The sequence below is a fragment of the Gluconacetobacter azotocaptans genome (genome assembly GCF_014174355.1).
Taxonomy (GTDB): Bacteria; Pseudomonadota; Alphaproteobacteria; order Acetobacterales; family Acetobacteraceae; genus Gluconacetobacter; species Gluconacetobacter azotocaptans.
Window position 1 is genome coordinate 249,252 of sequence record NZ_JABEQF010000001.1, and the last position, 18,039, is coordinate 267,290.

The 18,039-nt window shown below is 65.2% G+C and carries 18 protein-coding genes; 5 read left to right on the forward strand and 13 right to left on the reverse strand.

Annotated features, from left to right (window positions below):
- Position 1: 1 nt before the first annotated feature.
- Positions 2–712: an NUDIX domain-containing protein gene (locus HLH34_RS01155; RefSeq protein ID WP_183117747.1), complete on the forward strand. Its 711-nt coding sequence runs from the start codon at positions 2–4 to the stop codon at positions 710–712.
- A gap of 64 nt (positions 713–776) precedes the next feature.
- The gene (gene speB / locus HLH34_RS01160; protein ID WP_264784215.1) at positions 777–1,736 is read left to right on the forward strand and encodes an agmatinase; all 960 of its coding nucleotides are present in this window, start codon (positions 777–779) and stop codon (positions 1,734–1,736) included.
- 9 nt (positions 1,737–1,745) lie between these two features.
- Here speB and HLH34_RS01165 read toward each other — a convergent pair whose 3' ends face one another.
- Together HLH34_RS01165 and HLH34_RS01170 are read right to left on the reverse strand one after the other, a co-directional pair.
- On the reverse strand, positions 1,746–2,801 hold the full coding sequence (locus HLH34_RS01165) for an aromatic ring-hydroxylating oxygenase subunit alpha (RefSeq protein ID WP_183117748.1): 1,056 nt from the start codon (positions 2,799–2,801) through the stop codon (positions 1,746–1,748).
- 10 nt (positions 2,802–2,811) lie between these two features.
- Positions 2,812–4,011, reverse strand: a complete 1,200-nt coding sequence (locus tag HLH34_RS01170) for an FAD-dependent monooxygenase (protein ID WP_183117749.1) — start codon at positions 4,009–4,011, stop codon at positions 2,812–2,814.
- 169 nt (positions 4,012–4,180) lie between these two features.
- On the opposite strand from HLH34_RS01170, the gene HLH34_RS01175 reads away from it, so the two are divergent.
- From HLH34_RS01175 to HLH34_RS01185, 3 genes are all read left to right on the forward strand, one after another.
- Positions 4,181–4,891 (forward strand): GntR family transcriptional regulator, encoded by a 711-nt coding sequence (locus HLH34_RS01175; RefSeq protein ID WP_183117750.1) that lies wholly within the window; start codon positions 4,181–4,183, stop codon positions 4,889–4,891.
- Positions 4,892–4,930: 39 nt separating this feature from the next.
- Positions 4,931–5,188 (forward strand): DUF3311 domain-containing protein, encoded by a 258-nt coding sequence (locus HLH34_RS01180; protein ID WP_183117751.1) that lies wholly within the window; start codon positions 4,931–4,933, stop codon positions 5,186–5,188.
- A 68-nt stretch (positions 5,189–5,256) separates the two neighbouring features.
- Positions 5,257–6,717 (forward strand): sodium:solute symporter family protein, encoded by a 1,461-nt coding sequence (locus HLH34_RS01185; RefSeq protein ID WP_183117752.1) that lies wholly within the window; start codon positions 5,257–5,259, stop codon positions 6,715–6,717.
- A 19-nt stretch (positions 6,718–6,736) separates the two neighbouring features.
- On the opposite strand, the gene HLH34_RS01190 is transcribed toward HLH34_RS01185, so the two are convergent.
- The 11 genes from HLH34_RS01190 to HLH34_RS01240 form a co-directional block, all read right to left on the reverse strand.
- Complete coding sequence (locus HLH34_RS01190; protein WP_183117753.1) at positions 6,737–8,110, reverse strand: hypothetical protein; 1,374 nt, start codon at positions 8,108–8,110, stop codon at positions 6,737–6,739.
- The gene (locus tag HLH34_RS01195) at positions 8,107–8,475 is read right to left on the reverse strand and encodes a hypothetical protein (RefSeq protein ID WP_183117754.1); all 369 of its coding nucleotides are present in this window, start codon (positions 8,473–8,475) and stop codon (positions 8,107–8,109) included. Before HLH34_RS01195 ends, HLH34_RS01190 begins: the two co-directional genes overlap by 4 nt.
- Positions 8,476–8,616: 141 nt before the next feature.
- The gene (locus tag HLH34_RS01200; RefSeq protein WP_244959538.1) at positions 8,617–9,759 is read right to left on the reverse strand and encodes a transglutaminase-like domain-containing protein; all 1,143 of its coding nucleotides are present in this window, start codon (positions 9,757–9,759) and stop codon (positions 8,617–8,619) included.
- Between the two features lie 113 nt (positions 9,760–9,872).
- Complete coding sequence (locus tag HLH34_RS01205) at positions 9,873–10,253, reverse strand: DMT family transporter (protein WP_183117756.1); 381 nt, start codon at positions 10,251–10,253, stop codon at positions 9,873–9,875.
- A complete protein-coding gene (locus tag HLH34_RS01210) occupies positions 10,250–11,971 on the reverse strand; it encodes a hypothetical protein (protein WP_183117757.1) in 1,722 nt (573 codons plus the stop codon). Before HLH34_RS01210 ends, HLH34_RS01205 begins: the two co-directional genes overlap by 4 nt.
- A gap of 92 nt (positions 11,972–12,063) precedes the next feature.
- A complete protein-coding gene (locus HLH34_RS01215; RefSeq protein ID WP_183117758.1) occupies positions 12,064–13,503 on the reverse strand; it encodes a UbiA family prenyltransferase in 1,440 nt (479 codons plus the stop codon).
- 373 nt (positions 13,504–13,876) lie between these two features.
- Complete coding sequence (locus HLH34_RS01220; RefSeq protein WP_183117759.1) at positions 13,877–14,182, reverse strand: lipoyl domain-containing protein; 306 nt, start codon at positions 14,180–14,182, stop codon at positions 13,877–13,879.
- Positions 14,183–14,210: 28 nt separating this feature from the next.
- Positions 14,211–15,200: an alpha-ketoacid dehydrogenase subunit beta gene (locus HLH34_RS01225; protein ID WP_183117760.1), complete on the reverse strand. Its 990-nt coding sequence runs from the start codon at positions 15,198–15,200 to the stop codon at positions 14,211–14,213.
- Entirely contained in the window at positions 15,190–16,125 is a 936-nt protein-coding gene (locus tag HLH34_RS01230; protein ID WP_183117761.1) for a thiamine pyrophosphate-dependent dehydrogenase E1 component subunit alpha, read from the reverse strand. Before HLH34_RS01230 ends, HLH34_RS01225 begins: the two co-directional genes overlap by 11 nt.
- Positions 16,122–16,988: an SGNH/GDSL hydrolase family protein gene (locus HLH34_RS01235; protein WP_183117762.1), complete on the reverse strand. Its 867-nt coding sequence runs from the start codon at positions 16,986–16,988 to the stop codon at positions 16,122–16,124. Before HLH34_RS01235 ends, HLH34_RS01230 begins: the two co-directional genes overlap by 4 nt.
- Complete coding sequence (locus tag HLH34_RS01240) at positions 16,985–18,037, reverse strand: glycosyltransferase family 2 protein (protein ID WP_183117763.1); 1,053 nt, start codon at positions 18,035–18,037, stop codon at positions 16,985–16,987. The genes HLH34_RS01235 and HLH34_RS01240 overlap by 4 nt, the downstream gene beginning before the upstream one ends.
- Positions 18,038–18,039: the final 2 nt, after the last annotated feature.

Consider the following 18,039-nt stretch of genomic DNA (forward strand, 5'->3'; position numbering starts at 1 on the left):
GATGGGCCAGGTAGAGGACGGGTCGGTCCCGATCGTCTTCGCCCCGACGATCCCGGCGGACTGCCACGCCCGGGTCCGCGCGGCCCCGCATTTCCGGCGCTGGCTGGCGGCCGCGGCGGCGGGTTTCGACCTGCGGCGGGTCACGGTAGAGAGTGTGACGTTCTTCGGTCCGCGGGTCGGGTTCATCCTGCTCCAGGCCGATGCCTGGCATGACGGCCGGCAGGTGCCGGGCACGGTCCTGCTGCGCGGCGATTCGGTGTCCATCCTGCTGGTCCTGCGTCATGCCGGCCATCCTGACCGGACCATCCTGACCTGCGAGGCCCGGCTGCCGGCGGCATGCCCCGACCTGCTGTCGTTGCCGGCGGGGATGCTGGACGGCGAGACCTTCGCCAGCACCGCCCTGCGCGAATTGTCCGAGGAGATCGGGGCCGACCTGGCGGTGCGCCAGGACATGCTGGTGGACCTTGCGACCGTGTGGCTGTCGCCGGGCGGCTGCGATGAGGCGATCGCCCTGTACTATGCCGTCCTGGACCTTGATGACGCGGCGATTCGCGCCCTGGATGGTCGCCGGACGGGTAATGCGGACGAACGTGAATCGATCCGGGTGCGGGTGGTCGATCTGGACGATATTCCGCGCATCGGCAGGACCGACGCCAAGACGCTGCTGTCGTTCTACATGTATCGCGACCGGGCGGCCCGCGTCGGCGCGTGATGTATTGCCCGATCGGTGGAAACCGTGGACATTCGGGCTTTCATGTCGTGATCGGAATATTCCAGTGGAACCAGACGATTGCCAGCCGGTCGATGCCGCGCTCGTGCCCCGTTTTGCCGGCCTTGCGACCTTCATGCGCCTGCCGTACCGGCAGTCGACCATGGGCCTGGATGTGGCGCTGTACGGGATTCCATGGGATGGCGGCACCACCAATCGCGCCGGCGCCCGTCATGGCCCGCGCGAAGTGCGCAGCCAGTCCAGCATGATGCGCAGCGTCCATCACGTGACCGGCCTGCAGCCGTTCCGCGCCGCCCGCGTGGCGGATGTCGGCGATCTATCGGTCAACCCGACCGATATCGAGGACACGCTGGAACGGATCACGGCGGGGGTGGCGGCCATCGTGCAGGCGGGGGCGATCCCGCTGGGCGTCGGGGGCGATCATCTGACAACCTTGCCGGTGCTGCGCGCCGTTGCACGGTCGGGGCCGGTGGGCCTGATCCAGTTCGACGCCCATTCGGACACCAACGACACCTATTTTGGCAACAGCCCCTATACCCATGGCACGCCGTTCCGCCGCGCGATCGAGGAAGGGATCCTGGACCCGAAGCGCATGATCCAGATCGGCCTGCGCGGGTCGCTCTATGACCCCGGCGACCATGACTGGGCCAAGGCGCAGGGCATACGGACGATGTATATGGAGGAATGCGTGCACCTGGGCCCCGAGCGGGTCATGGAGGAAGCGCGGCGCGTCGTGGGTGACGGCCCGACTTATGTGACCTTCGACATCGACTGCCTGGACCCGTCGATGGCGCCGGGGACCGGTACGCCGGAAATCGGCGGCTTCACCACGCGCGAGGCCCAGCAGATGCTGCGCCTGCTGGAAGGCGTCCGGATCGTCGGCGCCGACGTGGTGGAGGTCGCGCCGCCCTTCGACCTGTCCGGCATCACCGCGCTGGCGGGGGCGACTGTCCTGTTCGAACTGCTGTGCGTCGTCGCGTCGGGTCGCCGGCAGGCCGGTGTCTGAAACGGTTTCTCAGGCGATGACGCCGTAGGTGATGCCCAGGTCACGCAGCCAGCGGCGGTAGGCGACGCCCATCCGGTCTGACCGGTGGTGCATTTCGGCGCGCAGGTCGACGGGAATGCGCTCCGGCCGCTGGGTTTCCACGATGTCGCGGTCCTGATTGTAGACGATGTCCTGGCGCGGCAGCATGTCGGCTTCTGTCAGGTCGGGGGCGAAATTGATCGCGAAGACCACGCGGGCGACCGACGTGACCTCATCCACCGGCTGGACGGTAAACATGGTCACGAACCGGTCGTCGGGCGAGCCAAGATGCGCCTGCGCGGGGTCGACGATGCGCACGCGCTTGGAAAAGGCGGCCACCAACGGGCGCAGGCAATAATAGGTGTACCCCGCCTGGACCGGAATTTTGCGGAAATCGCCGACGGGCTGGAACACGCTGATTTCGGAGGACACCAGGCCGTCGGCGCTGCGGGTCACGTCGTAATCGGGGATGATGTCGGGCGCGTCGGGCACGCCGTTCAGGCCGGAATGGACGAAGGGAAAATGCGTGGCGTCGACGAAATTCTCGACGGCGCGGAACCCGTTGGCGCGATAGACATACGGCCCGGCATGGAAAATCCTGAAGCCCGGCAGGTCGCGGGCAGGGAAGGCCGGAATGGGGTGGGCGGGCTTGCCCAGCGTCGCCCAGACCAGCCCGTCCTGCTCCTGCGCGCGGACCGGGAAGGCCCGGGCCTTGGGCGGGATCGGCTGGTCGGGCGCCACGGGAATGTGGACGCAGCGCGCCTGCCCGTCGAAACGCCAGCCATGATACGGGCAGACCACCGTGTCGTCCTTGATCCAGCCTTTGGACAGGCGCGCGCCGCGATGGATGCATAAATCGTCCCAGACATGGACCGCCCCCGCCGCGTCGCGCCAGACGATCAGGTCGCGGCCCAGCAGGGTGGCGGGGGTGATCGTGCCGGCGACGATCTCGCGGCTGCGGGCCACGGGGTACCAGTCATCCAGCATGACCGGATCGTCGCACAGGCGCGACACGGCCGTGGTATCGAGGGCGGGGGCATCGGACATGACGGGCTCCTCAGGCGGCCGAGGCCGTGGGTTCGGGCGGGAGGGTCGCATCGTGTTCGTAGATCCAGTTGGCCTTGATCCCGGACCGGTGCGGATTGATCAGGCTGCGCAGCCGGTACGCCATGTCGCGTCGCCAGAGCGCCAGCGGCGAGGACAGATGGTAGGTCCGTCCCCGTTCGCGCGATTCCAACTGCACGCGCCGGGTGCGCGGCAGGCGTCGGGCCTCGTACGCCGACAATGCGCCCGCTACATCGGGCCCGGCGGCCAGGCAGGACGCCAGGACGAACGCATCCTCGATCGCCATGCCCGCGCCCTGCGACAGGAAGGGCAGCATCGGGTGGGCGGCGTCGCCCAGCAGGGTGATCGCGCCGTCCGACCAGCGCGGCATGGGGTCGCGGTCGAACAGTCCCCATTTGAAAACGTTGTCCGCCTGCCCGAACAGGCGCTGCAGGTTGGGATGCCACCCCGTGAACGCGTCCAGCAATTCCTCGCGGGAGCTTGGCACGTTCCACGATTCCTCGACCCAGGAGGCGGTTTCGGTCACGGCGACGATGTTCACGGCGCGCCCGCCACGGACGTAATAGGTCACGACATGCGCCTGCGGCCCCAGCCAGAACGATGAATCGGGGGATACGTACTCCAGCGGCTGCTTGTCGTACGGGACGACGGCGCGATAGCACATGTTGCCGGTGAAGCGGGCCGGCGCGGTGCCGAACAGCGACGCGCGCACGACGGAATGGATGCCGTCGGCGCCGACGATCAGATCGGCCTCGAACGTGCCGCCATCCGCGAAGGAGGCGACGGCCCCGGACGGGGTGCGCGCGACGCTGCTGCACGCGCGCGCGAACGTAACCCGTTCGGCGGGGATGCGCCGGGCGAACAGCGCGTGCAGGTCCGCCCGATGGACATGAAAGAACGGCGCGCCGTACAGGCGGGGGCAATCCTCGGCCAGCGGCGTGCGCCACATTTCCCGTGCCGTCTTCCAGTTGCGCCCGACCAGGGCCTGCGGCGTGAAGCTGATGGTCCGCAGCGCCTCCATCAGCCCCATCGCCCGGATGATTTTCACGGCGTTGGGCGTCACCTGAATGCCGGCGCCGACTTCGCCGAAGGCGGGCGCGCGCTCGAACAGATGGACGTCGATCCCCTGTTGCAGCAGCGCCAGCGCCAGGGCCGCGCCGCCGATTCCGCCTCCGATGATACCGACGCGCATGCACCACCTCCACAATATCGTATACGAAATAAAGGGCTCGACGTTGCGTCAGGGATCGAAGCATGCGCGGGGCGAGGCGGTCAACAATATTCCTTTTCCGGAATGAACAGTCTTGCATCGCGGCTGTCCCGCCCCCTAGATTGCAACGAAATGTGAACCACGGGGCGGCATGCGCGACAGACAGGACAGGCCGGGTGTTGCGGCACGGCGGCCGCTGCTGGAACTGGTGCTGCCGGTTCTGCGCGACGCCATCATCAATCGCACCTTGCCCCCCGGCGAGCGGTTGTCGGAAGGCGACATCTGCGCCCGGCTGGGAATTTCGCGTACCCCATTGCGCGAGGCCCTGCGGATACTGGAGATCGAAGGACTGGTGACGATGGCCGCCGGGGTCGGCGCGATGGTGACGCCGATCAGCCCGCCGGACCTGCATGATCGTTTCGAGCTGCTGGCGGGGCTGGAGGCGATCGCCGCCGCGCGCGTCGCCGGGCGGCGCGACCCCGCCACCATCCGGCAGATCCTGGCGATCCAGCGCGACATGGAATCCGCGTCGCGGCAGGGATCGCAGGAGGACTATTATCGGGCGAACGACCGGTTCCACCAGACGATCGTCGAGGCCGCGGGCAACGAGGTGGTACTGAACGCCCACCGTACGGCGATGTGGCATGTGTATCGTATCCGTCATGCCACCAATGCCGCCACACCCCTGAAGCCCGACGCCGCCCGGCATCATGAGCACATCATCGCCGCCGTGATCGCAGGCGATGTCGATGGGGCGTTCGTCGCGATGCGCCGGCATCTGGAGGACGTGTCCGACCTTATCCTGGGCCGGCTCGCCGCCGGGTGGTTCGACGCGATCGACCGCGATGCGCCGCCCCCCTGACGGGTTGACCGGCGCCGGACGACGGGGGAACATGATGCGATGACGGAAAGACCGCACCAGAGTACCGCGCGGCGAGGGCGGGATATCCATGCTCCGATCTGGAGAATTCTGGTCGGGGTGGGCATTCCCTTCGTCGCGGTCGATCTGGCGTTGCCGGTGCTGGACCGCGTGGGGGGGACGGTGCTGGGGTTTCCCACGGTGGTGTTCTGGCTGTTCGCGTGGTTCATCCTGACCAGCGTCTGCCTGTCCGCCGTCTGGTTCCTGCATGACCGTCGCCGGACGGACGAAGCCGGCTGACGCCCCCGCCCCGCCCGGTTGCGGCGGTGGATACGCATTCGACAGACGAACGGAAAGAAAGTCCCCTCATGGCGACAGTGACGTTTTGCCTCGTGATCCTGTTGTCGCTGGCGATCGCGCTGTATTCCCGGCGAGGACATCATCATCAGGGCTCTCGGGATTTTTTCGTGGCCTCGGGGCAGTTCGGCGGGGTGCTGCTGTTCTTCCTGGCGGTGGGCGAGACCTACAGCATCGGCAGCGTCCTGGGGTTTCCGGCCGGGACGTTCAGCCACGGCACGGCATTCATCATCTGGTTCCTGAGCTATATCGTCCTGGCCTATCCCGTCGGCTATTTTCTCAATCCCTGGATCTGGCAGGCCGGACGGGACCATAATGCCATCACCATGGCCGATCTGTTCCGGCACCATTTCGGCAGCCGCGCGGTCGAGATCGCGATGGCGCTGAATGCCATCCTGTTCCTGATCCCGTTCGGCGATTTGCAATTCACCGGCCTGCTGGCCGTGCTTCAGGGGTTCGGCTGGCCGGTTCCGACATTCGTCATCACGACGGTGGCGGCGGTGACGGCATTCTTCTGGGTGGCGCTGTCGGGGATCCGGGCGCCGGCCTATGTGTCGATCCTGAAGGATGTCATGATGATCGTCGCCGTCGTGGCGGCCGGTCTCGCGGCGCTGCTGGCCTCGGGCCATCTGCCCGATGTCCGGCAGGCCGGGCAGGATATCGCGCGGATCCGCCCGACAGGGCGCGAGGAGGCGTTCGCCATGTCCACGGTGGTGCTGCAGGCCATCGGTTTCTGCGTGGCGCCCCAGACGATCGCCTTCCTGTTCACCGGCCGGTCGCGACGGATCGTCCGGCGCAACCAGGTCCTGATGCCGCTTTACATGCTGATGTTCCCGTTCCTGTACTGGGTCGCGGATTATGCGCGGCGGTCGGGTATGCCGCTGCATGCGCCCAACGATGCCTTCATGGCGGTGTCGCTGACCCTGCTGCCCGGGTGGGTGGACGGGCTGGTGGCGGCGGCCTGCGCGCTTTCGGCATTGGTCGTGCTGGCGGGGATCTGCCTGGCCATCGGCCCGCTGGTGTCGCACAATCTGCTGCATGGCCTGTCGGATCGCCAGCAGCGGTACGGGGCGCAGATCGTGATTGCGGTCTATCTGCTGTTTTCGATCGTCAGCGCGGCGCATGCGTCCGGACTGATGATCAAGTTCAACACCATGTACTATTTCGGCGTCACGCAGGCGGCGCCCGGCATATTCGCCATCCTGGCGGCGCGGGCCGTCAGCCCCGCGGCTGTGGTCGCAGGGCTGGTGGCGGGCGATCTGCTGTCGATGGGGCTGTATCTGGGCGACATCGACCTGGGCGGGGTCAATCCCGGCCTGGTCGGCCTGGTGGCGAATGCCCTTGTCCTGTGGGGCGGAAGCCGCCTGTTGCCCAGCCGGGCGCTGGTGCCGATCCTGCACCGGGCCGGGGCGCAGGCGATTGAGGCGAAGGCAACCAAAGGGCGCAGCCCTTTGGAACCCTGGACTTTATGAAATTACCGATCCTGCCCCATCAGTGATCGCGTCCGGCAATTCTGACGTTCGGCGCGGTGGCGCGTATGTCGGCCATGGCCTGCAGGATCTGCCTGCGCAGGAGGATCTGCATCTGTCCGCTCTGGTGGATGCCGTCCGGCAGGTGTTGGCCGGCGCCCAGTTCGGCGGCCAGGGCATCGACGTCGATGATGGTCAGTTCGCGCGTCTCGGCGATGTCGTGGAGCATCAGGTTCTGCTCCTTGGCCGCTATGTTCGACAGCGTGGCGCTCATCGGCGCGTCGAAGGCCACATAGCTGGATATATCCTCGTAGCCGGATGTCGACATGCGGTTCAGGACAAGGATCCGGCCGCCGGTGGTCCGCGCGAGCGTATCGATCAGCTTCTCGTAATCGCGGCGAACGGTGTCGATGGACCGCTTGATCGGTTCGAAGGCACTGGCCAGCCAGGCCTGGATGGCCGGCCCGGCGGCGGCCTGGTGGTGACGCATGATGTGGAGATGATAGCCGAGCACACGGTGGCGCAGGATGGATTGCGGCTCGGCACTGAGCGACAGCAGGACGCCATCGGCCGGCCCCAGGCGCCGTGTCCCGGTGGACGAGATGATGTTGTAATTGTCCTTCAGCGGCGTGTTGCGCAGCACCGACAGCAGGGCGCCGGCGAACATCCAGTCGTCGGCCGTCGGCAGGACGGTGGACGTGCCGAGAAAACGGCGCAGATCTTCGGCAAGCGCGTCGAACTGGGCCGGCGTCCGGGTCAGCTGATCCAGCAGAACGGGCGCGCAGGGCGCCACCGGATGGTCGGGAATGAAGACGAACTGCATGGCGTCCGAGGCGGCTTCGAACATTTCCAGGAAAGCGCATTGTTCGCCCAGAATGACGCCCGTCGTGTCGCACAGGCCCAGGCTGAGAAGCGTGACGGGGGTTTCGCCTTCCTCGCACCACCAGCCGCGACTGCGGCCGTTCCAGCCCGGCAGCAGGCCCGAATGCACGTCGGCCAGCGCGGTCATGCGCCGTCCCGCGACCACCAGAAGGCGCAGCCGCCCTTGGTCGCTTTCGTCGGCCGGCTGGTCGGGTTCGATATGCCCCAGGACCGTATCGGCCTTCCAGGCATCGACCCCACGGATGCTCAGGTAGCCGCCGCGGGTCATTTCCGGATGGATGGTCAACCGGCCGCTGACGCGGGGGGCGAAGACCACCTGCAACTCCAGCTCGTCGGCGACGGCGTGATGGCGGCCGACGCGGACGCTGGCCGGTTCCAGGCTGACGTTGCAATAGGCGATGGGTTGACCGGCACGGCAGAACTGGCCGCTCTCGCGCAGCCAGCGTAACCCGGAACGCACGATGGTATAGCCGTCCGACGCCAGCGGGCCGAACCGCAAGGGGATTCCGCTCATGAATGACTTCCCGTCCACATGCCGTCGTGATGGATGATACCCGCAATGGTGCAGCGCACCTGGCGCGTCGTCTCCTGATCGATCGGTTCGGAAGGATCGGTGCTGAACAGCGCGATCCGGTCCCCAAGGGCGCAGTGCTGTCCGGGCACGACGTCGATTTTCCGAAGATAGACGGTCTCGCGCAACACCAGCCGATAGAACGACACGGGCGGGCATTCCTGGGCGAAGGCGCTGCTGAGATCCACGCTCAGATCCATCAGCTTGCTTCCCAGACGAAGCGAATCGTCCCTTGCTCCGTAAAGACATTCTATGGTGGCGCCGGACATCTGCGGAACGATGACGGGAAGCTTGAATTCGTAAAGCATTATCGGTCCCATTATATGAAAGAGACGATTGATTCGGAGCATGCAACGAATACGAACAAACAGGACGATACTCTGGACGACGGTTCCTACAACGATCCTGATATCAGCGGGTTTTCCGCAGTGTCCTAAAAAAGCCTTATTTCAATGGACGGCAACATAGTCGCTGTAGATGGGGGCGCTGTCCGCGCCGATCAGGCTGATATCGACGCCATCGCCCCTGGAGGTCTGCAGGATGCGCCAGGTCGGCGGGATCGCCACGCCCACCGAGCCGGTAAAAAGCCGGGGCAGGCATTGGGTGACCATGCGGGCATCCACCCGCCCAAAAAAATGGTCGCGCCACGCAGGGTCCCGGCCGCCTTTCGACAGGTCCCAACTCATGAAATCGAACGATGCCCATCCCTGGTCGTCGAGCCAGACCTCCGACCAGTAATGCAGTGTCGGCGAGCGCTGAAAGAGAAAATATCCGCTCACCAGCCGGGCCGGAATGCCCCGCGCGCGGCACAGCGCGACAAAAAATGCCGATCCCAGCTGGCAATCGCAGCACCTGGCTTCGAGAACCCAGTCGAGGGGGGCGTCTAGCCGGAGCTGGTCATAATGCACAGGGCCGGACAGGAACTCGTCGATCATGAAATCCCAGAAGGCGCGTACCGCGACCTTCGGGGCCGCCGATCCGCCCAGCCGCCGGGCCAGCGCGGCGATCGGTGGAGTCAGCTTGATCAGCCCTTCGTCCGGCCGCAGGTACAGATCGACATCCGGCGGGTCGGGGGCGTCCAGGCCCGATCGGGGGCGGAAGCAGATATCGGCGCCGATGCTGATCTCCTCCGCCGCCGAGGGCGACACCTGCACGTCCAGGCGCCCGTCGCTCAGGACGCAGGTTGCGCCCTGATCGGGGATCTGGGCGCGGATATCCAGGAAATCGCAGCGATGACGCAACGGCAGGCCCAGTCTCAGGCGTCTTGCCTTGCCCGGGGCGGCATTCCGGAAATTGTAGGTCCGCCGAAGGGTTACCGTGACCGGTTCATCCGCCCTCGCGGCCAGGTCGCCGATCAGCCGGCGGCTGGTGGTTACATAATGATTCTGCCAGAAATCATCGTCGCCGATGGTTCCGGCATGTTTAAGGGAGTGTACCACTTCGACGGGATCGAAAAATCGCCGTCCCGCCGGGTCCAGACGAACGCCGAGGCCACTCGCGATCCAACGGTCCAGCGCCTCTCGCGCGATGATTCGGGCACCATCGATATCGTTGCAGAATGCCCAGCCCAGCAGAAGCAGACTGTCCAGCATGCGCTCTTCATCGACGGTTCTGTATCGGTCGTCAAACTTCAGGATCGTCGTCATCGACGCTCTCCGGGAAACGTATGTCAGCTCCGAAAACGCCCCGGGCCGGGGTAACGCCCTTACGACGCGCGCGCCATCAGCACGACGCCGGAGACGATCACGACCAGCCCTACGACCCGCATCGGATGGATGTCCTCGCCCAGAAAGACGATACCGGCGAGGACGGTCAGCACGATGCCGAACGCGACGCAGGGATAGGCCTGGGATACGTCGATACGCGCCAGCACCAGCAGCCACACGACAGCGCTGAGGCCGAAGGCCAGCAGGCCCAGCACGACGGGCACATTCAGCGCGATCACCGACACCGCGTCCCAGACGCCGGCCCGGCTGGCGATCGCAGCCTGGACCGCTCGGTCGGACATTCCCGTCTTCAGCAGGATCTGGGCGGACGAGGACAGCAGCACGCTGACGAGGACAAGGCCGATCGTTCCGAAAGTCATGGTGTGGATACCCCTGGCACGGCGAAGACGCAAAGACGGTCAAATCGGGCTGCCGGCGGCAGTGAATAGGGCTGCGTGCAACCATCGACCACGTAGGCAATGCCGTGATCCGCGGCATAGGACAGGCGTTGGGGAAGCGTCTTCAATGTTCTTACCTCCGTTATCCGGGTTTGCCATGTCTGGTAATAGGCGGGCGCCCACATCACGGCGGCCCCGGCCTGGGAAAATACCCAGGCCTGCCGGTGCGAGAAATAGGGAAATACGACGCCGCCTTCGAACAGCTGTTCCTGATCCGCACTTGTCTTGGGAAACACGCCCGAATCCCGCAAGGCCCCGGGGGGGGCGAGAAATACGGCATCCGGCTTCGTCTGCGTCCTGGCCCATGTACCCACGGCCTGCCACTCGTCTCGTTGCGCGACATAGGCACGGTCGGACGTGACGGCGTGGTAGATCCGCGCCGCGTTGTACAGCACCACCGGCAGAAGCAGGGCCGCCGGCGCGTAAACGCGCCACGAACTGGAGAGGGCGGGCGATGTCCGATGCCACAGCAAGAGCGGAATGGCCAGGGGCAGCAGAAGTTTGATCGAGCAGGACAGCAGGACGAGTACCGGCGCCCACACCAGGCGCTCCGTCTCGTCGCGGGAAAATATCCATCTGGTGGACAGGGTCGCGATGGCGGTCGCCGCCAGCAGATGCACGCTGCTTCCCGATCGCAGCAGGTGCAGGTTCAACAGCATGCGCGCATGGGTCGCGAAGGGCAGAAAGGCGCCGAAGATCCAGACGGTTGCGGCCCCGCACAATGCGGCTGTCAGATACGAATTGGGCGCGCGCAGCATCTGCGCGGCGATCACGCCGCAGCAGAAAATGCTCGCCAGAAGGCATGCCTCCCGGAACGAGATGGTCCATATCAGGAAATGATCTGGAAAGAATGACGTCAGATAAGTGATGTAATCGAAATCTGTTGCCGGCCTGACATACGGATTGACCAGGATGTTGTAGACGACGGGCGCGGCCAGCAGACCGAAGAGCGCAAGCCCGGCGCACCCTTGCAGCAGAAGCGCCGTCCAGGTCCATTTGTGCCGTCGCCATTGGGACAACAGGATGAAGGCGAGGGGAACCGCGGTCCAGACCGCGATGAACGCGTTGATGAAGAACGTCACGCCGTTCATGGCGAAGGCGGCGGTGACCCGCCCCCGCGCCGCCCAGGCCAGGGCCAGCAGCGTCGTTCCGTTGGCCAGTTCGGATTGCGTGAAGTTGTTGATCAGCAGGCCCCCGCCGCCCGCATTGGAAAAGGCATGCAACGTCGAGGACACGGCGAGAAGGGCCGTGAATACCAGACGTTCCTTCGGGCTTTCGAGCCCCAGGAGGCTCGCCCATGACAGGAAGCCGAGAAACAGAAGGGTTCGCGACAGGATCTGGAATACGAACAGAATCGCGTAAACGTCCTGGCCATGTACGCGGTCGGACAACAATTGCCAGAAGCCGGACGAATAGAAGCGCAGGCTCTGGATAAACAGGTCATTCGCGAATTGAGGTTCGTTATACAGCCCGGCCAGGATGGAGAGATGATAGAAATTGTTGAGCTGCCCACCGATCTGTCCCGACAGCACGATCGACAGGAACGCGCCGAACGAGGCGATGGCGAACGTGGCGCACCAGTCCGGCACGCGTCGTACGCGCAGGGTCGTAGCACTCGGCAGGGTGGTGGAGCCCGTCATGTTATACCATCCGCGTTATGAATGATTTTCTGGCGGTACGCCTCATGCCCGACCTGTCCTGTCGTATGTGTCACCGCTTTCGCCGCCTGGCATCAGATCGAGACCAGCACGACCAGAAGCGAGACTGCGACCGCGTAGCGGCAGGTGCGATCGCGCAACGCCCAGATGACGGGGTCGTCGTGCATCTGGCGCCGATGCGCGACCAGCAGCGCGCGTGCAAGGATGAACAGCAGAATGGGCGACAGGATCCAAAGAATGTACGGGTGGGTATACATCTCTCTGACCGAATCGGACGTAATATACAGGGTGAACACCGTGACGGCATTTGTCCCGCAGGCCGCCGCCAGCGCCGCCAGGATCATCAGGTCGTCCTTCCGGTAGGCCCGGCTGCTCGATTCCGGAAGATTGCCGTCCAGCCGGACGAGAAGTTCGGTGTATCGCTTGATCAAGGCCAGGGAAGTGAAGACGAACAGCGAGAACGCCAGGATCCATTCCGACAGAAGGATGCCTGTCGCCGCCGCCCCCCCGATCAGCCTGGCCGTGTAGAGCAGCGCAAGTCCCACGACGTCGCCGAGCATCTTGCGCTTGAGCCAGAAGGAATAGCAGGTGGTCAGGGCGACATAGCCGGCCAGCGTGACCGAGAACATCCATGGCAACACAAGACAGGCGGCAACGGCGCCCAGAGCCAGTATCGGGATGGCCCTCAGGGCAGAATGGACCGACAGGGCGCCACTGGCCAACGGACGCCGTCTTTTTGAGGGATGCAGACGGTCATCGCTCAGATCGACCATATCATTCAGCAGATATATGGCTGAGGCGGTGACGCAGAAGGCCAGGAACGCGACGCAGCTTGCGGCCAGCGTTGCGATATGAAAGGCATGCGCGGCCAGAGCGGGCAGAAACACCAGAACGTTTTTCGCGTATTGGTGGACCCGAAGCGCCCGCGCCCAGATCTTAAGGGTGTGACGTGGCTTTTCGATGACGTCGACGTTCTCGAACGCATTCAGCTTCCTGAGTGAGCGGGCATCCAGTCCGATGGCATGGCAGCGATGGGCGTGACGCCAGATTGCCAGGTCATGGCGGTGGTTGCCGACATAATCGAACCCCTTGTCGCCGAAAGCGTCGACCAGTACGCGCGCCTTGTTGGCGCCTGCCAGATTGTGGCGCTTGTCGCTGGCGAACAGCCCGTCGAAACTGCCGAGATGGTCGGCCACCGCATGGGCAAATCGTTCGTTCGAAGCCGTGGCCAGATAGACCGGTCGTCCCTCCATCCGGGCGTCGTCGATCAGCTGCAGAATGGCTTGATGATAGGGCAGCGTCGAGGCGTCGATCTCGGCATGCGAAGCCACGGCCTGCTTCAGATGAGCCCGCCCGCGCAACAGCGAGAAGAGCAGGGCCGGCAGGGCCGCGGGATTTCGCCCGACGCAGTTGAAAAAGGATTCTATGAGAAGATCCGACGCTATCAGCGTGCCGTCCAGATCGACAACCAACGGATGCGAGTGGGTTTGACCCAGGGACACTGCTATGTTCATGTGCGCCTCAAGGTATATTAAATATGAAATGAAAATATTCTATATAATATAAAATATAGATGATTTTTATATTAAAAATACTCTGCGCTAAATTGCAGCTTGTTTCTAACGGCGATCTGTCGAGTTGGTTCCTGCCCGATGTTACGAAATCTTATATTTCCGGTTAATCGGTCGTGCGTGATGCCGCTGTCTTCAACTGCATGTTTCATCAGACCCCGTTCCATGGCCGGGCGCCTGCATTGTGTCATCTGAGAGTTCCCGGGGCGACGGTCTGAAAATGAAGGCGAAATGGCCGGGAAACATGACATCAGACGAAGATGCAGGCGCGCGGTGTCGTTCATATAGCTGACGGGTGCCCCAGGGGGCGGACCGGTCAGGTCACCTCGAAATCGACCAGGATGTCGGTTGCCGCCGCGTCGCCTTCGGGCAATGGCTCATCCGCGCTGTCCGAGAAGAGCGCCAGGCGCAGGCCGACAGCGCACCAGTCTCCGGGCTCGGCCTTTATTTCGCGCAGGATTCCAGCCTGGCCGGCACGGACCTCGACCACCGCCTTGTGGGTTTCCAGTTCGACAATCAGGTCACCCGCTGCAAATGTCGATCCCGCGCCGCCATGCCATTCCAGGATCCGGATTTCCTCGACGCCCGGTACCGCGGCGGGAACTGACAATTGATAGATCATTACTGTCCTCCTTGTTGTCTGGGTGGTGTCAGCGCGTGAGCAGCGTGCGGATGGCGTCCGCCACGCGGGGCGCGTCGGGGATGCAGGCGGCCTCCAGTACCGGATTCGACGAGACCGGGGCGGGAAGGGCGCCGATGCGCATCCATGGTTTCGGACCGGTCCGCTCGAAGGTCCGGGTCGCCACTTCGGTGCCGACGCCGCAGACGGTCTGGCCTTCCTCCAGGGTCAGCAGGCGGCCGGTCCGTTCGACGGAGCCCGCCACGGTGTCGATGTCCAGCGGCGCCAGACTGCGCAGGTCGATGACCTCGCAGGATATGCCGTCCTGGGCCACGATCTGTGCGGCGTCGCATGCCACGCGCATCATGTAGCCGTGGCTGACCAGGGTCAGGTCGGTTCCCTCGCGCCGTATGCAGGCCTGCCCGAAGGGAATGGAGGTTTCCGTGACCGGTACGTCGCCGGGTGTCGGAAAAAGCCGCTTGTGGTCGATATAGACCACCGGCCCGTCGCTGCGCAAAGCCGTCTTCATCAGGCCGTAGGCGTCGGCGGGCGTCGAGGGGGCAACGACCCGCAGGCCCGGGACGCTCATCAGCCAGGCTTCGATGCATTGGGAATGGGCCACACCCTGTCCCTGGGCGCCCGCCGTGGTCTTGACCACCATAGGCGCCGAAAGGCCGCCCGCCGTCTTGTAGCGCAGCTTGGCCGCGTAATTGATCAGGGCGTCGAAGCCCAGCATCAGGAAATCCATGTAGGTGATGCTGACCAGCGGCCGATAGCCCGCCGCCGCCACGCCGGCGGCGATGCCGACGGTGGCAGCCTCGGCGACCGGGGTGTCGCGTATGCGCTCCGGCCCGAATATCTTGTACAGCCCGTCGAATTCCCGATACGAGCCACCGAAGGAGCCGACGTCCTGGCCCAGGATCAGGACATGGGGGTCCCGCGTCATTTCCTCGCGCACCGCGCGTGTCACCGCTTCGCGGAAAAACATCCGGGCCATGACCGGCTTTTGTTCATACAACATGTCGCAGAACCTCCTGTGCCGCCGGGTAGGGCGATGCCTCGGCGTAGGCCATGGCCTGTGCGATTTCCGTCGCCGCGTCCTGGCGCATCTGCTCCAACTGCGCGTCGTCCAGCATGCCGTCCGCCTGCAGGGCGTCGGCATGGCGCCGGATCGGGCAATGGGTCTGCAGTTCGGCCAGTTCGGCGCGGCTGCGGGTTTCCCGGGCCGTCGTGGAATGCGACCGCAGGCGAATGGATTTGCATTCCAGGAAGGCCGGCCCCAGACCGTCGCGGACGTAACGCACCGCATCGCGTGCCGCCGCCGCGACGCCCTGCACATCCAGCCCGTCGATGGTGCGGGTCCACATGCCGAACGTGGCACCCAGGTCCGACAGATTGGCCACCGCCAGCGCCGCATCGCGCGTGGTCGAGACCGAAAGCTGGTTATTGTTGCAGACGAACAGGATCGGCAGTTTCCACTGTGCCGCCATGTTCATGGTCTCGTGCAGGGCACCCGCGCCGCAGGCCCCGTCGCCGAACAGGATGACGACGATGCCGCCGTCGCCGTCCAGCTGCCGGGCCATGGCCACCCCGGCGGCGATGCTGATATTGCCGCCCACGACGGCGTGCGCGCCGAAAAAGCCCACCTCCGGGTCGGACATATGGCCGCGTCCCGCGCGGCCCTGGTTCATGCCGCCGGACTTTCCCAGCAATTCCGCCATGACCCGTTCCGGCGCGACGCCACGGGCCAGTGCCGGACCGATCGAGCGCCCACCGGTCAGCAACTGGTCCCCGGCGCCCAGTGCCGAGGCCAGGCCGACGGCGACGGCTTCTTCGCCAGATGACAGCAGCTGGAAACCATGCTCCTTCCGGCGGGCCAGCGTGTCCTCGAAGGTGCGGATCATCAGCATGGCGCGCAGGGCGCCCACGGGATCGATATGGGTCATTGCGGTTTCAGTCCCATCAGTCTGACCATGCCGGACGTCAGCAGGCCGAGGCTTTCCTGCACGCCCCGTCGCCGGACCGCGTGAATGAGTTTGTCTGCCGCCTGGCGTGGCGGGATCTGTCCCTTCAGCACCTGCCGGATCAGCCAGCCGACATGGTTGTCCTGGACTGAGTCGGTAATGGTGGAGACGACCTGCCGTCGCCGGCCCTTGCCCATGGTCATCAGATTGCCCGGAACAAGATCGGGCGGGGGCTGGATGGCGGGCCGGCTGGCGGTAATCGCCCGCTTGACGCGCTCCTGCGCTTCGAAGGGCAGGGCGGCGTCCAGGGCGTTGTCCACGATTCCCAGCGCCAGCGCATGGCCCGCAAGCTCGGCGGCGTCATGGCCGTCCATGCCGTAATCGGTCATTACCCGCACGGCGCCGACATCGCTGAATATCCTGTCCAGATCAATGACGAAGAGGCCATAGGCGCGTGACAGCTCCGTCGCCAGCAGATTCAACCGGCGCAGGCGCACCAGGATGGCCTCGGCGCGATCAGGGTCGCGCTGCGCGCCGATATGACGAAAGATGGTGGTGACAAGGACCGGGTCGCCGCTGTCGCACAGGGCGGCGTAGTCCTGGCGAAGCCGCTGTTCGACCTCGCTCCAGGGGGTATCCAGCCGCTCCAGCCCCAGCTCCGGCGTCAGCGAGGCGATGCGGATCGTGCCGGCCGCCGCCGTCCGCAAGCCGTCGAAATCCGCGACCGTGGCACAGGCCAGCTTCGCCCCTTCATCGGCAAGGCCGGCCTGCAGGATCTGGGCAGCCCTGGCCACGGTGGCCTGTTCGCCGGGGGGGACGAAGGCCGCGACGGATATCTGCGTCATTGGAATATCCCCTGGTCGGCAGGGCAGGAGGCGGACGGCGCGGCGCAGGCTGCCAGATAGGCCGCGCGTACCGCGTCGCGCCCCTCCAGGCCGTCATAGGCCGCGGCGACGCGCGCCAGTTGCGGCAAGGATAGGATTCGCGATGTTTCGAGTACGGTCTTCTCGTCGCTCAGGCTTTGCCAGAGCAGCGGCAGCAGGGCCACGTCGGCGCGGGGATGGGCGGTATAGAAGATGTCTTCCCAGTTCTTGTCCTGCAGGGGGTCGCGCCAGCCGCTGCGATGGATCATGTGATAGCTGCGCGCGGTGGTGGCCGTCATTTTTCCGCCGGCGTGGCAAAGCCGCAAAGCCAGCTCGCGATGTTCGTTGATCGAGAGATCAGGGTGGAAACCGCCGGAGTCCAGAAAGGCGTCGCGGACGACCGACTGGTTGGCGCCGGCGGCCGCGGCCCACAGGATACCGCAATCCTCGTCGTCCCTCAGGGCTTCCATTTCCAGTTCATAGAGCTTGCGCGGGCCATATCCCGGATAGACGCCGGGCTGCGCACGGCCGTCGATTTCGTCGAACCGGCTTCTGATCTGTTGGCGGGTGACCCGGGCGCGGTCCATCTCGGCGGGGGACATGCGGGTCACCCGTTCTTCATGGCCGGGCTGGGGTGTGCCGGCCTCGGGGTCGCGGAACGGGCGCGTGCATCTCAGGTGAAAATTCTCGCCGCGAACGATCAGGTCCGGCCGCAGGCGGTGGCGTTGCATGTGCTGGGCGACCAGGTCGGGCGCTGCCAGCGTATCGCCGTCCAGGAAGATCAGGATGTCCCCGCTGGCATGCGCGGCCCCGGCATTGGCGGCGGCGGACCGGCCGGCCGGCTTCGCATGATGCACGGCCACAAGGTCAAGATCGCGCGGGGCCTCGGCGATGACCGACGCCGTGTGGTCGGTCGAACCGTCGTTGACGACCACGACCTCCGCCGCTTCGGTTTGACAGGCCAGGGAGGTCAGGGTCAGGCGCAGGCGGTCTGCTTCGTTCATGGAACGGATGACGACAGTCGCGTGCATGG

What these genes read in the sequence shown, in the direction of transcription:
- HLH34_RS01195 (WP_183117754.1), bottom strand. Translation starts at nt 8,475, where the DNA reads ATGCTTTACGAATTCAAGCTTCCCGTCATCGTTCCGCAGATGTCCGGC.
- HLH34_RS01230 (WP_183117761.1), bottom strand. Translation starts at nt 16,125, where the DNA reads ATGACCCATATCGATCCCGTGGGCGCCCTGCGCGCCATGCTGATGATC.
- HLH34_RS01170 (WP_183117749.1), bottom strand. Translation starts at nt 4,011, where the DNA reads ATGCGCGTCGGTATCATCGGAGGCGGAATCGGCGGCGCGGCCCTGGCG.
- HLH34_RS01185 (WP_183117752.1), top strand. Translation starts at nt 5,257, where the DNA reads ATGGCGACAGTGACGTTTTGCCTCGTGATCCTGTTGTCGCTGGCGATC.
- HLH34_RS01190 (WP_183117753.1), bottom strand. Translation starts at nt 8,110, where the DNA reads ATGAGCGGAATCCCCTTGCGGTTCGGCCCGCTGGCGTCGGACGGCTAT.
- HLH34_RS01225 (WP_183117760.1), bottom strand. Translation starts at nt 15,200, where the DNA reads ATGTTGTATGAACAAAAGCCGGTCATGGCCCGGATGTTTTTCCGCGAA.
- HLH34_RS01215 (WP_183117758.1), bottom strand. Translation starts at nt 13,503, where the DNA reads ATGAACATAGCAGTGTCCCTGGGTCAAACCCACTCGCATCCGTTGGTT.
- HLH34_RS01200 (WP_244959538.1), bottom strand. Translation starts at nt 9,759, where the DNA reads ATGCTGGACAGTCTGCTTCTGCTGGGCTGGGCATTCTGCAACGATATC.
- HLH34_RS01235 (WP_183117762.1), bottom strand. Translation starts at nt 16,988, where the DNA reads ATGACGCAGATATCCGTCGCGGCCTTCGTCCCCCCCGGCGAACAGGCC.
- HLH34_RS01175 (WP_183117750.1), top strand. Translation starts at nt 4,181, where the DNA reads ATGCGCGACAGACAGGACAGGCCGGGTGTTGCGGCACGGCGGCCGCTG.
- HLH34_RS01220 (WP_183117759.1), bottom strand. Translation starts at nt 14,182, where the DNA reads ATGATCTATCAATTGTCAGTTCCCGCCGCGGTACCGGGCGTCGAGGAA.
- HLH34_RS01205 (WP_183117756.1), bottom strand. Translation starts at nt 10,253, where the DNA reads ATGACTTTCGGAACGATCGGCCTTGTCCTCGTCAGCGTGCTGCTGTCC.
- HLH34_RS01210 (WP_183117757.1), bottom strand. Translation starts at nt 11,971, where the DNA reads ATGACGGGCTCCACCACCCTGCCGAGTGCTACGACCCTGCGCGTACGA.
- HLH34_RS01155 (WP_183117747.1), top strand. Translation starts at nt 2, where the DNA reads ATGGGCCAGGTAGAGGACGGGTCGGTCCCGATCGTCTTCGCCCCGACG.
- HLH34_RS01180 (WP_183117751.1), top strand. Translation starts at nt 4,931, where the DNA reads ATGACGGAAAGACCGCACCAGAGTACCGCGCGGCGAGGGCGGGATATC.
- HLH34_RS01165 (WP_183117748.1), bottom strand. Translation starts at nt 2,801, where the DNA reads ATGTCCGATGCCCCCGCCCTCGATACCACGGCCGTGTCGCGCCTGTGC.
- HLH34_RS01240 (WP_183117763.1), bottom strand. Translation starts at nt 18,037, where the DNA reads ATGCACGCGACTGTCGTCATCCGTTCCATGAACGAAGCAGACCGCCTG.